14 protein-coding genes are annotated in these 14,691 nt (G+C 54.0%); 11 read left to right on the plus strand and 3 right to left on the minus strand.

Features of this window, described 5'->3' with window-relative positions; all coding sequences use genetic code 11:
• The first annotated feature begins 85 nt into the window (after positions 1-85).
• The 9 genes from WJU22_RS11095 (at position 86) to WJU22_RS11135 (ending at position 9,694) form a co-directional block, all read left to right on the plus strand.
• Complete coding sequence (locus tag WJU22_RS11095; protein ID WP_341843304.1) at positions 86-940, plus strand: N-acetylglucosamine kinase; 855 nt, start codon at positions 86-88, stop codon at positions 938-940.
• A gap of 4 nt (positions 941-944) precedes the next feature.
• Complete coding sequence (locus tag WJU22_RS11100) at positions 945-1,340, plus strand: hypothetical protein (protein ID WP_341843305.1); 396 nt, start codon at positions 945-947, stop codon at positions 1,338-1,340.
• Positions 1,253-1,756 (plus strand): N-acetylmuramic acid 6-phosphate etherase, encoded by a 504-nt coding sequence (locus WJU22_RS11105; protein ID WP_341843767.1) that lies wholly within the window; start codon positions 1,253-1,255, stop codon positions 1,754-1,756. The genes WJU22_RS11100 and WJU22_RS11105 overlap by 88 nt, the downstream gene beginning before the upstream one ends.
• 21 nt (positions 1,757-1,777) lie before the next feature.
• Entirely contained in the window at positions 1,778-2,341 is a 564-nt protein-coding gene (locus WJU22_RS11110; protein WP_341843306.1) for a hypothetical protein, read from the plus strand.
• Positions 2,342-2,445: 104 nt separating this feature from the next.
• The gene (locus WJU22_RS11115) at positions 2,446-3,129 is read left to right on the plus strand and encodes a succinate dehydrogenase cytochrome b subunit (protein ID WP_341843307.1); all 684 of its coding nucleotides are present in this window, start codon (positions 2,446-2,448) and stop codon (positions 3,127-3,129) included.
• Between the two features lie 21 nt (positions 3,130-3,150).
• Positions 3,151-5,124 (plus strand): fumarate reductase/succinate dehydrogenase flavoprotein subunit, encoded by a 1,974-nt coding sequence (locus WJU22_RS11120; protein ID WP_341843308.1) that lies wholly within the window; start codon positions 3,151-3,153, stop codon positions 5,122-5,124.
• Positions 5,125-5,153: 29 nt separating this feature from the next.
• Complete coding sequence (locus tag WJU22_RS11125) at positions 5,154-5,897, plus strand: succinate dehydrogenase/fumarate reductase iron-sulfur subunit (protein ID WP_341843309.1); 744 nt, start codon at positions 5,154-5,156, stop codon at positions 5,895-5,897.
• Positions 5,898-6,106: 209 nt separating this feature from the next.
• Positions 6,107-7,495 (plus strand): Gfo/Idh/MocA family oxidoreductase, encoded by a 1,389-nt coding sequence (locus WJU22_RS11130; RefSeq protein WP_341843310.1) that lies wholly within the window; start codon positions 6,107-6,109, stop codon positions 7,493-7,495.
• A 144-nt stretch (positions 7,496-7,639) separates the two neighbouring features.
• A complete protein-coding gene (locus WJU22_RS11135; protein ID WP_341843311.1) occupies positions 7,640-9,694 on the plus strand; it encodes a S9 family peptidase in 2,055 nt (684 codons plus the stop codon).
• A gap of 89 nt (positions 9,695-9,783) precedes the next feature.
• On the opposite strand, the gene WJU22_RS11140 is transcribed toward WJU22_RS11135, so the two are convergent.
• Complete coding sequence (locus WJU22_RS11140; protein ID WP_341843312.1) at positions 9,784-10,350, minus strand: HdeD family acid-resistance protein; 567 nt, start codon at positions 10,348-10,350, stop codon at positions 9,784-9,786.
• 140 nt (positions 10,351-10,490) lie between these two features.
• Between WJU22_RS11140 and WJU22_RS11145 the strand changes: the two genes are divergently transcribed.
• Positions 10,491-12,131 carry an ABC-F family ATP-binding cassette domain-containing protein gene (locus WJU22_RS11145; protein ID WP_341843313.1) on the plus strand — a complete coding sequence of 547 codons (1,641 nt, stop codon included), beginning with the start codon at positions 10,491-10,493 and terminating at the stop codon, positions 12,129-12,131.
• 101 nt (positions 12,132-12,232) lie between these two features.
• Here WJU22_RS11145 and WJU22_RS11150 read toward each other — a convergent pair whose 3' ends face one another.
• Positions 12,233-12,625: a response regulator gene (locus WJU22_RS11150; protein WP_341843314.1), complete on the minus strand. Its 393-nt coding sequence runs from the start codon at positions 12,623-12,625 to the stop codon at positions 12,233-12,235.
• A 270-nt stretch (positions 12,626-12,895) separates the two neighbouring features.
• Positions 12,896-13,855 carry a hypothetical protein gene (locus tag WJU22_RS11155; RefSeq protein ID WP_341843315.1) on the minus strand — a complete coding sequence of 320 codons (960 nt, stop codon included), beginning with the start codon at positions 13,853-13,855 and terminating at the stop codon, positions 12,896-12,898.
• A 233-nt stretch (positions 13,856-14,088) separates the two neighbouring features.
• Here WJU22_RS11155 and WJU22_RS11160 point away from each other — a divergent pair, with 233 nt between their 5' ends.
• On the plus strand, positions 14,089-14,688 hold the full coding sequence (locus tag WJU22_RS11160; RefSeq protein ID WP_341843316.1) for a ribonuclease H-like domain-containing protein: 600 nt from the start codon (positions 14,089-14,091) through the stop codon (positions 14,686-14,688).
• Positions 14,689-14,691: the final 3 nt, after the last annotated feature.

Here is a 14,691-nt window from a genome sequence, read left to right on the forward strand (position 1 = left end):
ACCCTTTTGTTTAACTTGTGACAAAAATAACATATTCACAAGCAAAACATCTACATCTCAATCTTAATTTCATAAACGATCGGATATGCCTTCGAAAGTTAAGCTGGTGGCGGATAGTGGGTCCACCAAAACGGAATGGTGCCTGACGGACGGCAAGAAGCGGCAGACCTGGATGACGCAGGGCCTCAGCCCGTATTTTCTTACCAGCGTACAGATAGAAGAGGCCATCCGGGCGGAGTTGCTGCCGCAGATGGACGATGTTTTGCCCGACCAGGTCTATTTCTACGGGACCGGCTGCAAGGCGGAAAACAACGTGAAACTGGTCCATAAAGCCCTCCATACCGTGTGGCCAAAGGCCAAAGTGGAGGTTACGCACGACCTGATGGGGGCCGCCCGCGCCCTGTGCGGCCACGAGCCCGGCATCGTGAGCATCCTCGGCACCGGCTCCAATTCCTGCTATTATAATGGTAAAGAGATAGAAAAGAACAACCCGGGCCTGGGGTTCATCCTGGGCGACGAAGGCTCCGGCGCCTATCTCGGGAAGAAAGTGCTCCAATATTACCTGTACGATACCTTCGACGGGGACCTGCGCTACCGGTTCGACCAGAAGTTCGGCATCCAGCGCGACGAAATCCTCGATAACGTCTACCGCAAACCCCTGCCCAACCGCTATCTCGCGTCTTTCACGCCCTTCCTGGCCGAAAACCGCGGGCATTTCATGGTCGAAAATATCCTGGAAGACAGCCTCAACGAGTTTTTTTTCAATCACCTCTATAAATACCGCGAAAGCTGGACCGTGCCCCTGCACTTCACGGGCAGCGTTGCCTTCCACTTCCGCGACGTCCTCGAAACCCTCTGCAACCTCTACGAACTGCAGCTGGGAAGGGTGCTCAAAAACCCGATGGACGGACTGGCATTGTATCACGAAGATCAAGATTAACCTTATGGCATTCACTAAAGTCACAGAGCAGCCGAGCCAATACCGCCACCTGGAAACCATGACCGTTCAGGAAGTGCTCACCAATATCAACAACGAAGACAAAACCGTTCCCCTGGCCGTGGAAAAGGCCATCCCGCAGATCACCAAGCTCACGGCCGCCATCGCCGACAAAATGCTGGCGGGCGGACGCCTCTTTTATATGGGCGCCGGCACCAGCGGCCGCCTCGGCATCCTCGATGCTTCTGAATGCCCGCCCACATACGGCGTGCCCCAGGGGCTGGTAGTTGGGCTCATCGCCGGGGGGATTCCGCCATCCGCCGGGCCGTTGAAAATGCGGAAGACGACCGCGAGCAGGGCTGGCGCGACCTCCTGCAGTGGAACATCACCGATAAAGACGTAGTAGTAGGCATCGCCGCCAGCGGCACCACGCCCTACGTGATCGGCGCCCTCAAGGCCTGCCGCGAAAACGGCATCGTGACCGGTTCCATCTCCTGCAACCCCGGCTCGCCCGTTTCCGAACATGCGGATTTCCCCGTTGAAGTAGTAGTAGGACCCGAGTTCGTGACCGGCTCCACAAGAATGAAATCCGGCACGGCGCAGAAGCTCGTCCTCAACATGATCTCCACCACCGTCATGATCCAGCTTGGCCGTGTGGAAGACAATAAAATGGTGAACATGCAGCTCAGCAACGAAAAGCTGGTAGACCGCGGGGTAAAAATGGTGATGGAACAGCTCCAGCTCGGCGATTATGAAACGGCCAAAAGCCTGCTCCTGGAATACGGCAGCGTGAAGCGCGCGGTTGAAAGCAGAAAATAAAAAATTACATAAATTGCCGCCATGCATGAGATAGAACCTTTTTATAACTGGCGACATCTGTACACAGCGGAAGAAGACGAGCTGTCGCCGTTCTATGGCCGCGAATACAGCGAATTCGAATTTACCAATACGGTTTATAACTATTACGTCCACCCGCAATGGGACGATTTCGGCGCGCCCAACCTGTACATGAAGCTCCTGTTCGCCGATTACCAGTTCAACTATGCCATCATCGAGCTGATCGGGGAGTGGAACGATGCGGTGGAGAACAACATCATGACGCTCAAGCGCGACGTGATCGACGTGCTCATTTCACATGGTATCAATAAATTCATACTGATCGGTGAAAACGTCCTCAATTTCTATTCTTCGGATGACTGTTATTATGAAGAGTGGTGGGATGATATCCGGGACGACGGGGGCTGGGTGGTGTTGCTGAACCTGCCGCAGCAGACGCGGGAGGAGTTCGAGAGCGCGCGGCTGGAGAATTATGTCCATTTGCTGGACGAGCCGAAGTGGCGAACCTTTCTGCCGCAACACTTGTTTAATCTCGTGGACAACTGGGTGATGAAGCGGCTGGAATAAGCATTTTTCGTGACATTTATCATTTGGTTTTAATTTTTCATGTTATAAATTTGCCCGACATTTCACTTATTTATTCATACTAAAGGAAGCTTAGAACGTATCTTATGAAATGGTCGCAATTCTTTTCAACCTCCATCGGTAAGAAACTGCTGGTAGGAGCCACCGGCTTTTTTCTGTGCACATTTTTGATCGTGCACCTGGCTGGCAACCTCTCGCTGATGAAACACGATGGTGGTCAGGCCTTTAATCTGTATGCGGATTTCATGGGACACAATCCCCTGATCCAGACGCTGGCCTGGGGGCTTAAAGTGGTGATCCTCATCCACGCTTTCCTCGCCATTCAGCTCACCATCCGCAACCAGGCCGCCCGGCCGGTGAAGTACGCCGTTAAGCCCGGCAACAAAACTTCATCCTGGTTCAGCCGCCAGATGGCGATCATGGGCAGCATCCTCCTCATCTTTATCGTTGTCCACCTCGCCAATTTCTGGTGGAAGATGCACTACGGTTCTTTGGACAGTGCTACCTACGACGGCAAGGAAGTAGGCGATCTGTACGCGGCGGTATGGTTTACATTCGAGAACATCTGGCTGGTGGTGTTGTACGTGATCGGCATGATCGCACTGTCTTTCCACCTGGTCCACGGTTTCAAAAGCTCGATGCAGACTTTCGGGTTTAATCACCCGAAGTACAACGGCATGATCAATTTCATCGGCCTCTGGATTTTCGGAATCCTGATCCCGGTCCTTTTCGCGGTGATCCCCGTGTACATTTACATTAATCAAATCTGATAAAGCTAAAGCAAGGATATTATGTTGAACGCAAAAATTCCTGCTGGCCCTCTGGAGACCAAATGGAGCAAATATAAAAGCACCGTGAAGTTGGTAAACCCGGCCAACAAGCGGAAACTCGAGATCATCGTGGTAGGTACCGGCCTGGCCGGCGCTTCCGCAGCCGCAGCCCTCGGTGAGCTCGGGTATAAAGTAAAAGTTTTCTGCTTCCAGGACAGCGCACGCCGTGCACACTCCATCGCGGCGCAGGGAGGCATCAACGCAGCCAAGAACTATCAAAACGACGGGGACTCCGTTTTCCGTCTTTTCTACGATACCGTGAAAGGTGGCGACTACCGTGCCCGCGAGGGTAACGTGTACCGCCTGTCTGAAGTGAGCGGCAATATCATCGACCAGTGCGTGGCGCAGGGGGTTCCCTTCGCCCGTGAATATGGCGGATTGCTCAGCAACCGTTCGTTCGGCGGCACCCAGGTGCAGCGTACCTTCTACGCCGCCGGCCAAACCGGCCAGCAGCTGCTGCTCGGGGCTTACTCCGCCCTGGAGCGCCAGGTAGCCCTCGGTACCGTAAAACAATACACCCGCCACGAAATGCTGGAAGTGGTGAAAATAGACGGAAAGGCCCGCGGCATCATCGCCCGGAACCTGACCACCGGTAAACTGGAACGCCACTTCGGCCATGCCGTCCTCATCTGCTCCGGCGGATACGGCAACGTGTTCTTCCTGAGCACCAACGCCATGGGCTCCAACGTTACCGCCGCCTGGAAGGCCCACAAAGCCGGCGCCTTCTTCGGTAACCCCTGCTTCACCCAGATCCACCCCACCTGCATCCCCGTTTCCGGCGATCACCAATCCAAACTCACCCTTATGTCTGAGTCGCTCCGTAACGACGGCCGCATCTGGGTGCCCAAGAAAAAGGACGATCAACGGAAAGCGACCGATATTCCCGAAGAAGAGCGCGACTATTACCTGGAGCGCCGTTATCCCGCCTTCGGTAACCTCGTTCCCCGCGACGTGGCCTCCCGCGCCGCCAAGGAAAGATGCGACGCCGGCTTCGGCGTAGGCACTTCCAAAATGGCCGTTTACCTCGATTACGCCGACGCCATCAAACGTTACGGCACCATCGAAGCCGGTAAACGCGGCGAAGAGAACGCTTCCGAAGACGAGATCATCAAAATGGGTAAAGGCGTGGTAGCCGAGAAATACGGCAACCTGTTCGATATGTACGCCAAGATCACCGGCGAAAACCCGTACGAAACCCCCATGCGCATATACCCCGCCGTGCACTACACGATGGGCGGCCTGTGGGTAGACTATGAGCTGATGACCACCGTTCCCGGCCTGTACGCCCTCGGCGAAGCCAACTTCTCCGACCACGGCGCCAACCGCCTCGGTGCCTCCGCACTCATGCAGGGCCTCGCAGACGGTTACTTCGTGATCCCCTACACCATCGGCAACTACCTGGCAGACGATATCCATACCAAAGCCATCCCCACCGACCACCCCGCTTTTGTTGAAGCGGAAAACAAGGTGAAAGGCACGCTGGACACACTCATGAACATCAAGGGCAAACACTCCGTGGACCATTTCCACAAAGCCCTCGGTAAAATCATGTGGGACAAATGCGGTATGGCACGCAACGCCAAAGGTCTGGAAGAAGCGATCAAGGAAATCCAGGCGCTCCGCGAAGAGTTCTGGAAAGACGTGCGCATCCCCGGAGAACAGAACGAACTGAACCCCGAACTGGAAAAAGCCGGCCGCGTAGCCGACTTCCTGGAACTCGGCGAGCTCATGTGCCGCGATGCCCTCCAGCGCAACGAATCCTGCGGCGGTCACTTCCGTGAAGAATACCAGGACGCTGAAGGCGAAGCCAAACGCGACGACGAGAACTTTGCTTTCGTTGCCGCATGGGAATATAAAGGCCCCAGCAACTTCGACCTGCACAAGGAAAAACTGGAATTCGAGATCGTTCATCCGACCCAGCGTAGCTATAAATAAGTTTGATAAGGGATATAAAACTGTAAATTATGAAGCTCACATTAAAAGTTTGGCGCCAGAAAAATGCCCAGGACAAAGGCCGCTTCGAAAACTACGAAGTGTCCGACGTTTCGAAAGACATGTCGTTCCTGGAACTGTTCGACGTCCTCAATGAGCGTTTGATAAACGAAGGAAAAGAACCGATCGCATTCGATCACGATTGCCGTGAAGGCATCTGTGGCGCATGCTCCATGTATATCAACGGCCGTGCGCACGGTCCGTGGGAACAAACCACCACCTGCCAGCTGCACATGCGTGCCTACAACGATGGCGATACCATCGTGGTGGAGCCCTGGCGCGCTGCGGCTTTCCCCGTGATCAAAGACCTGACGGTAGACCGCTCCGCGTTCGACCGTATCATCCAGGCCGGCGGTTACATTTCCGTGAACACCGGTAACGCGGTAGACGCCAACGCCATCCCCATCGAGAAGCACGATGCCGACATGGCGTTCGCTGCTGCGGCATGCATCGGATGCGGCGCCTGCGTAGCGGCCTGTAAGAACTCCTCCGCGATGCTCTTCACTTCCGCCAAGGTTTCCCAACTGGCATTGCTGCCGCAGGGCCACCCCGAGCGCACTTCCCGTGCGGAAGATATGGTGATGCAGATGGACAAGGAAGGGTTCGGTTCCTGCACCAACACCGGCGCCTGCGAAGCCGAGTGCCCCAAAGGCATCTCGATCAGCAATATCGCCCGGATGAACCGCGAGTTCTTCGGCGCAGGGTTCACCTCCTGATCTGACAGGTAACACTGACTATAAGGCAATTGCAAAAGCCGGCCTGGGATGAAACGTCCCGGGCCGGCTTTTCACTTTAGGAAAATCCGTTCGCCGCTCAGCGAATGTATCGTCCACTGATCCCTGTATTTGGCCGGAGATGCAGGATGGGCGCGTTTTAGCAGGTGTTTAGCCTTGTTTTTCCTGCGTCGCTTTCCTATCTTGGGGGTATGGCAAATAATTCCCGTCGCAAATTCATCCGCGACCTTGGCAGCACCGCCGCCCTCATCGGCGCGGCTCCCCTCGCGGGCCTCGCAGCAGCACCCGGCCGCAGGGTACTCCTTCATCCCGAAAAGCGCGTGAGCGCCAACGACAAAATACGGATCGCCGGCATCGGCATGGGCATCATGGGTTTCGGAGACGTTTCCTGCGCCCTGAAAGTTCCCGGAGTGGAACTGGTGGCCGTGGCCGATCTGTATGATGGCCACCTCGATAAAGCGAAATCCGTTTACGGCAATCATCTCTACACCACCCGCGATTACCGCGAAATCCTCGAAAGGAAAGATGTTGACGCCGTGATCATCGCCACGCCCGACCACTGGCACGATACGCAAAGCATCGCCGCGCTGGAGAAAGGCAAAGCCGTGTATTGCGAAAAACCCATGACCCAGCAGATCGAGGAAGGGCATAAAGTAATCGCCACCCAGCAGCGCACCAAAGGCATCCTCCAGGTAGGCAGCCAGCGCGTGAGCAGCGTAGCCATGGCGGAAGCAAGGCGCAGGTACCAGGCGGGCGACATCGGCCGGCTGAACCTCGTGGAAGCCAAGATCGACCGGCATTCCGCCCTCGGCGCATGGCAATATTCCATCCCGACCGACGCATCGCCCAAAACGATCGACTGGGATACGTTCCTGAAAGACACCGCCAAAATGCCCTTCGACCCGGTGCGCTTCTTCCGCTGGAGGAATTACCAGGCCTATGGCACCGGCGTTCCCGGCGATCTGTTCGTACACCTCATCACCGGCCTGCATTTCATCACCGGCTCCAAAGGCCCCAATCGCATCTTCGCCAGCGGCAACCTCGTGCAATGGCAGGATGGCCGCGATGTGCCAGACCTCATGGTAGCCATTTTCGAATATCCCGAAACCCCCGAGCATCCGGCTTTCCAGATGCAACTGCGCGTAAACTTCGCAGACGGCGGCGGCGGAGGGGAATACACCCGCCTCATCGGCACCGAAGGCGTCATGGAAATGGGCTGGAACGATTTCACCATCAAACAGCACAGGCTCCCCAAAGCCCCCGGATACGGCGGTTGGGACACGTACAACACCTTCACGCAAAGCGAGCAGGAAGCCTTCGTGAAAAATTATATGTCCAAATACAGCGAGGCAGACCGCGCACAGGCGAAAGCCGAAGAGATCAAATACCACGCTCCGGCTGGGTACGACGATCGCCTCGATCACTTCACCAACTTCTTCGAATCTATCCGCAACGGCAAACCCGTGGTGGAAGACGCCACCTTCGGCCTTCGCGCCGCAGGCCCGGCCCTGGCGGTGAATGAAAGCTATTTCAAGAAGAAACTGATCCAGTGGGATCCGGAAAAGATGAAAATCAAATAATTGCAAAATCGGGGCCCGCGCGGCCCCGGTTTTATTTCGGGGTTTTCCTTATATTCAATCATCCTAAACCACTCATATGCGACTCCAGCCCCTTACCGTTTGTGCAGCCCTCGTGTTGTCGGCCTGCGCGCAAAAAGAAAAAAGATGGAAAAAGTGAATGTGCCGCCACCCGTGGCGGAAAAGATAGATCATAAAATGTCGATCCACGGAGACACCCGGAACGATGAATATTATTGGCTCAACGAGCGCGACAATCCAAAGGTGATCGCCTATCTCGAAGCAGAAAATAAATATACAGACACGATGCTGTCGCCCGTGCGCTCCCTCCGCGACCAGCTCTTCAACGAACTGAAAGGCCGTATCAAGGAGAAAGACGAATCCGCGCCCATCCTCGAAAATGGCTACGTGTACTACACCCGCTACGAAGAAGGCAAAGAATACCCGTTGTATTGCCGTAAAAAGGGGGAAACATCCGCGCCGGAAGAACTCTACCTGGATGTGAACGACCTGGCCAAAGGGCACGCCTACTACCAGGTGGGCAGCGCCGATATCAGTCCGGACAATAAACTGCTCGTTTACGCGCAAGACACCGTGAGCCGCCGCTTGTACAATCTCCGCGTCAAGAACCTGGAAACGGGGGAACTTTATCCCGAATCCATTCCCAACGCCGACCCCGGCATCGCCTGGGCGAAGGATAACAAAACCTTTTTCTACGGAACGAAGAACCCGCAAACCCTGCGCGTCGAGAAAATATACCGGCACGTACTGGGAACGGACCCTGCGAAAGACGTCATGATCTTCCACGAAGCCGACGAAACTTTCAACACCTGGGTGGGCCGCACCCGCTCGCGCGATTACATCACCATCAGCAGCGAAAGCACCCTTTCCTCCGAAACCCGCATCCTTGACGCATCCAAACCTGACGGCGCTTTCCGCGTGTTCCAGCCCCGGCAGAAAGACATGCTCTACAACATCGACCACCGCGGCGATAAATTCTATGTCGAAACCAACCTCGACGCCAAGAACTTCCGGCTCATGGAAACGCCCGTCGGCAAAACCACGATGGACAACTGGAAAGAAGTAATCCCGCACCGGCCAGACGTGCTGCTGCAGGGCTTTACGCTCTTCAAGAACTTCCTGGTGCTGAGCGAGCGCAAAAGCGGTCTTTCGCAGGTGCGCGTCATCCCCGAAAACGGCCAGGAACACTACCTCGATTTCGGCGAGCCCGCTTATGTGGCCTATGTGATCTCCAACCCCGAGCTGGACACCAAAGTGCTGCGCTATAGCTATACCTCGCTGACCACGCCCAATTCCGTGTACGAATACAACATGGAAACGAAGGAAAAAACACTCCGCAAACAGCAGGAAGTGATCGGCGGGTACGATCCGAAAAACTATGTGACCGAGCGCGTCTTCGCCACGGCTACCGATGGTACGAAAGTGCCCATTTCACTCGTATACAAAAAAGGGTTCGAGAAGAACGGCAAGCAGCCGCTTTTGCTCTATGGATACGGTTCTTACGGCAACACTATGGAACCGAACTTCAACAGCAACCGCATCAGTCTGCTCGACCGCGGTTTCTGCTACGCCATCGCGCATATCCGCGGTGGACAGGAGCTGGGCCGGCATTGGTATGAAGACGGGAAGATGTTCAAAAAGAAAAACACCTTCACCGACTTTATCGACTGCGCCGACTACCTCGTGGAAAATAAATTCACCGACTCCGCGCACCTCTTTGCCATGGGCGGTTCCGCGGGGGGATTGCTCATGGGCGCCGTCGTGAATATGCGGCCCGAGCTCTGGAAGGGCGTGATCGCCGCCGTGCCTTTCGTGGACGTGGTGACCACCATGCTCGATGAAAGCATTCCGCTGACGACCGGGGAATTCGACGAATGGGGGAACCCCAAGAACAAGGATTCCTATTTCTACATGAAATCCTACTCGCCCTACGACAACGTGGAAGCGAAAACATACCCCAACATGCTGGTAACCACTGGTCTGCACGATTCGCAGGTGCAATATTTCGAGCCGGCGAAATGGGTGGCCCGCCTCCGCGCCATGAAGAAGGGAGACAATCTCCTGCTCCTCGAAACCAATATGGAAGCCGGCCATGGCGGCGCCAGCGGAAGGTTCAAGGCGTTGAAGGACGTGGCGCTGCAATATGCGTTCATGTTCTACCTGCTGGATATCGACAAATAGATCTTTTTCGCGCGAAATAAGGAAGGGCCGCATCCTATGCGGCCCTTTTTTTAACCCTTTAACGTTATCTATATCTATGGCAAATTCTTTCAGGCATGTTTACCGTGATGGCTGTCATAGCTTTTATGCACTTTCCGGAGGCGGAAGCCCACCGACAGGAGGAAGAAACCGAGGAAAAGGGCGTAAAACCCGATGTACCAGGCCAGCACCACCACGCCGGCGAGCGGCTGCATAAAGAGCAATACCCCGAACGCGACGGACAAAATCCCCGCCAGGATGAGCATCCACTCATTGGTCAGCTCTTTCCGGAGGCGGATGGCCACGAAGATTTCCAGGATCCCCGTCACAATGGCCCAAATCGCCACCAGCGTTACGAGAAATACCGCCGTGATGCCCGGCATGAACAGCATGATCCCCCCTGCAATGATGCCCATAAGGCCGATCAGGAGGAACGTCCACCAGCTTTCGTCTTTCTTCATGATCTGGAAACCGTGGACGATGGAAAATATCCCGTCGACCAGAAAATAGGCCCCCAGGAAGATGACGAGCACGGAAAGGGTCAGGGCGGGCCAGATGAACGCGAAAATGGCGAAAATGATGGCGATAACGCCCCTGAAAACGATATAACCCCAGTATTTGGACAGTTCATGGATCATGGTAATATGATTTGATTGTCATTGATAACAATACATATCCCTAAAATGTTCAATAACCGCGAGTTACGGTAGTTGGGGAAAGCATGGACTTATGGAGGGGATTTCGTATCTTTGCGGCTTCAAATTTATTCAAGCCAGGTATGATCAGTGTAAAAAACGTCACGCTTTCTTTCGGCAAAAGGGTTTTGTTCGATGAAGTGAATATCAACTTTACGAAAGGCAATTGCTACGGAGTGATCGGCGCCAACGGGGCCGGCAAATCCACCTTCCTGAAAATCCTGTCCGGCGAAATCGAGCCGAACAAGGGTTCTGTGGAAATCACCCCCGGCGAGCGCATGTCCGTCCTCAAACAGAACCACTACGAGTTCGACGAGGTGACCGTGCTCAACGCCGTGCTCATGGGCAACAAGAAGCTCTGGGACATCGCGCATGAGCGCGACACGATCTATGCCAAGGAAGACTTTACCGAAGAAGACGGCATGCGTGCTGGCGAACTGGAAGCTGAATATGGCGAAATGGGCGGTTACACCGCAGAAAGCGACGCCGGCGTGCTCCTGGGCGACCTGGGCGTGAAGGAAGACCTGCATCAAACCCTCATGAAAGACCTGAGCGGCGCCTTGAAAGTGCGGGTGCTCCTGGCACAGGCGCTTTTCGGCAACCCCGACATCCTGCTGCTCGACGAACCGACGAACCACCTCGACGTGGAAACCATCGGCTGGCTTGAGAACTTCCTGGCCGATTACGAAAACATCGTGATCGTGGTGAGCCACGACCGTCACTTCCTCGACGCCGTGTGTACCCACGTGGCCGACGTAGACCGCGCCAAGATCAAGATCTTCACCGGTAACTACTCCTTCTGGTACGAATCCAGCCAGCTGATCGCCCGCCAGATTTCCGATAAGAACAAGAAAATGGAAGACAAACGGAAAGACCTGCTGGACTTTATCGCCCGCTTCTCCGCGAACGCTTCCAAATCCAAACAGGCTACTTCCCGTAAGAAAGCCCTCGATAAACTGGTGATCGAAGACATCGAGCCCTCCAGCCGTAAATACCCCGGCATCATCTTCAAGCAACAGCGCGAAGTGGGCAACCAGATACTCAACATCGAAAAACTCGAAAAATCCATCGACGGCCGCAAAATCTTCAGCGACGTGTCTTTCTCCGTGAACAAGGGAGACAAGATCGCGTTCCTGTCTAAAGATCACCTGGCCCTCAGCACTTTCTTCGATATCATCAACGGCGATCAGCAAGCGGATAGTGGCAAGCTCGAATGGGGCACCACCGTTACCAAAGCGTATCTGCCCGACGATAACGCCGCGTTCTTCAAAAGCGATTATAACCTGCTCGACTGGCTCCGTCAGTACGTTCCCGCGCACGTTACGGACGTAGACGAGCCCTTCCTCCGCGGTTTCCTCGGAAGAATGCTCTTCTCCGGCGACGAGATCATGAAAAAGACCACGGTGCTTTCCGGTGGTGAAAAAGTACGTTGCATGGTTAGCCGCATGATGCTGCAAGACCCCAACGTCGTGATCCTCGACGAACCTACCAACCACCTCGACCTGGAATCCATCCAGTCTTTCAACGAAGGCATGAAAACCTTCCAGGGCATCGTGCTGTTCACCACGCATGACCATACGTTCATGCAATCCGTGGCCAACCGCATCATCGAGATCACGCCTTCTGGCATCATCGACCGCCTTTGTTCGTTCGACGAGTACCTGGAAGATGAGCGCGTGAAAACCCTCCGTGCCGAAATGTACGGTGAGCCGGTGAGTGCTTAACAAGATTGAAATCAACAGAAAATAGAAAAGAGCGGAAATTATCCGCTCTTTTTTTATGGGTCACTTTTTTGGGTATTAGCTCCCTCTTGCTGAGGGATTCTTTAGAGGTATTCTTCGATTACTTTCATTTTATGTTTGTCCAGCGGCTTGGTGATGTAAGCCATCAGTTCGGGCGTCCGTTCCACTTTTTCCATATCCTGGATGTTCATGGACGAGGAGCACATGATGATGGGCACATCCTGCGTCAGCTTCGTTTTGAGCTTCCGGAAGGCCTCGATGAAATCCCAACCGTTCATCCGCTGCATGTTCATATCCAGGATGATGAGGCAGGGGAGGCGGCGGGCCGCGAAATCGTTCAGGTCCTCGATGGCGTCTTCTGCAGACAGGAATGAATTGACCCTGACGTCCCACCCTTGCAAACCGAACATCTTCTTCACGATAAAGTGGAAAATCTCGTCGTCGTCGATCACATAAACTACTTTATGCTGTGCCATGTCAATTATATTATCGAATCGCATCATAATATTCCGTTTACTGTCCGCAATTCCATTTTCCGTTAGCATAGGTACTTATCGTATAGGGCCCCACAAAGCATTCCATCTAAAGCCGTTTCACAATTTCTCCGCAAAGAAAGTTAATTTTATTTTAATATTAATATTTTTTAACCTGCAATAACCAAACTTTAACAAGCTGGTATAAAAAAGAAAGGGTATGGCCGCGGCCACACCCTTTTTCTATGAATGTTGGATTGTCTATCGTACTTTTTAGAAGATGCCGCCTTTTTTCAGGTTTACTTTACCGGCACCGATCTTGAACCCGTCCTGGTAAATTTCCACGCTGTAATCACCGGGCTTGAAGTCGGAATTCTGTTTCCAGTCCATGCTTACGGGGGTGTTGCCACCGGCAGCGTAGGAAACGGTTTTCTTAACGGTGTAGAGTTTCTCGGTACCGTCTTCCAGGGTGAAACGGCCGCTGCCGAGGGCTTCAACTGCGAGGGGAGCACCATCGGGAGCCGTGATGGCTACGTAGATCTCCTTGTCGCCGCTGGTAGCGATGCGGTTGTTCAGGTCGAAGGATACGCGCATCATATCCGCACGTTTCGCTTTGGACGTCACTTCTTCCTTCCCGTTTTTACGCACGTTGATGGGAGACAGCTTGATATTGTCTGCGTGCAGCACGGAACCAAGGTCTACCCGTTTGCCGAGGCTGTCTTTCACCACCACAACGGAATCGCGCTCTTTGCGGGCATAGTCGCGCTCGCCGGTGATCACGATCTTTTCGCCTTCCAGGCGTTCGATGGTGGCTACATAGCCTTCGGTCCTGGATTTCAGGTCTTCGATCAGCCTGCGGGCTTCTGCCAGCTGCGCTGCGGTAGCATTTTTGTTGCTGAGGATGCTGGTGATACGGCCTTTCATGTCAGCAATTTCTTTGTCCTTGCTTTTCACGAGGCTGTCCATCCGGCTATTCTGGGAGATCAGATCGTCCAGCCGGGCTTGTGCGGCATCATATTCTGCCTGCAGTTCGTTCCGGGAGTTAGAGATCGTATCGAGCTGGTTTTCTTTGATAGCGATCTCCTTGCTGGTCTGGCTCTTGTCATAATACATATAGCCCCAGGTGCCTACGAGTGCAGCGATGAGGATACCGTATATGAGGCCGTTCTTGTTGCTTTTCGGTTTTTCGGGCCCGGGATTGGGCGTACCAGCGTTAAAGGTGTTTTCCGCCATAATGATTGATGTTTTGTTAAGTTGATTGTTGTTATATGGGTAAAATTTTTCCCTCGAAATTGAAACGTTAAAATTTAACTAAATTACACGCTTTAAAATTGTAGGCTGTGTTATATACCGTTGCGCTCGACCAGTTATTATTGCTTGATATTGAAACCACTCCGCTAACACCTTCGTTGGATCAGCTTCCGGCCGAGTTACAGGCGCTCTGGTTGGAAAAGAATGCAAAAACTTTGCCAGATTCTGAAAATCCTTCGGCCGACTTTTTCGAACGGGCCGGCCTCACGGCCGAGTTTGGAAAGATCGTTTGCATCTCCGCCGGGTTTTTCTTTACGGAAAACGGTCAGTATCAATTACGTATAAAATCATTTTATGGGGACGATGAAAAGGAACTGCTCGCCGGTTTTCTCGACACCGTCACCAGATTTCACCAAAAAATGCAACGTTTTCAATTCGCCGGGCATAACATCCGCGAGTTCGATATTCCCTATATTTGCCGCCGCGCGGTCATCAACGGGCTCATGTTGCCGGCGCCGCTGCTGCTCCACCAGCTTAAACCCTGGGAGCAGCCCATGCTGGACACGCTCCAGATCTGGCGCTTCGGGGACTTCCGGAATTACACCTCCCTCAAGCTCCTGGCCGCCGTGCTGGGCATTCCCACGCCGAAAGACGATATCGACGGCAGCCAGGTAGGGAAGGTATATTGGGAAGAAAAGGACCTCCGCCGCATTGTGGAGTATTGTCAGAAAGACGTGCTCACCGTAGGCCAGCTCCTGCTCCGCTTCAAAGGGCTCCCGCTTATGGAAAAAGACAGCGTGGCCGTGGTCGCGTAATTT

The sequence above is a fragment of the Chitinophaga caseinilytica genome (genome assembly GCF_038396765.1).
GTDB lineage: Bacteria > Bacteroidota > Bacteroidia > Chitinophagales > Chitinophagaceae > Chitinophaga > Chitinophaga caseinilytica.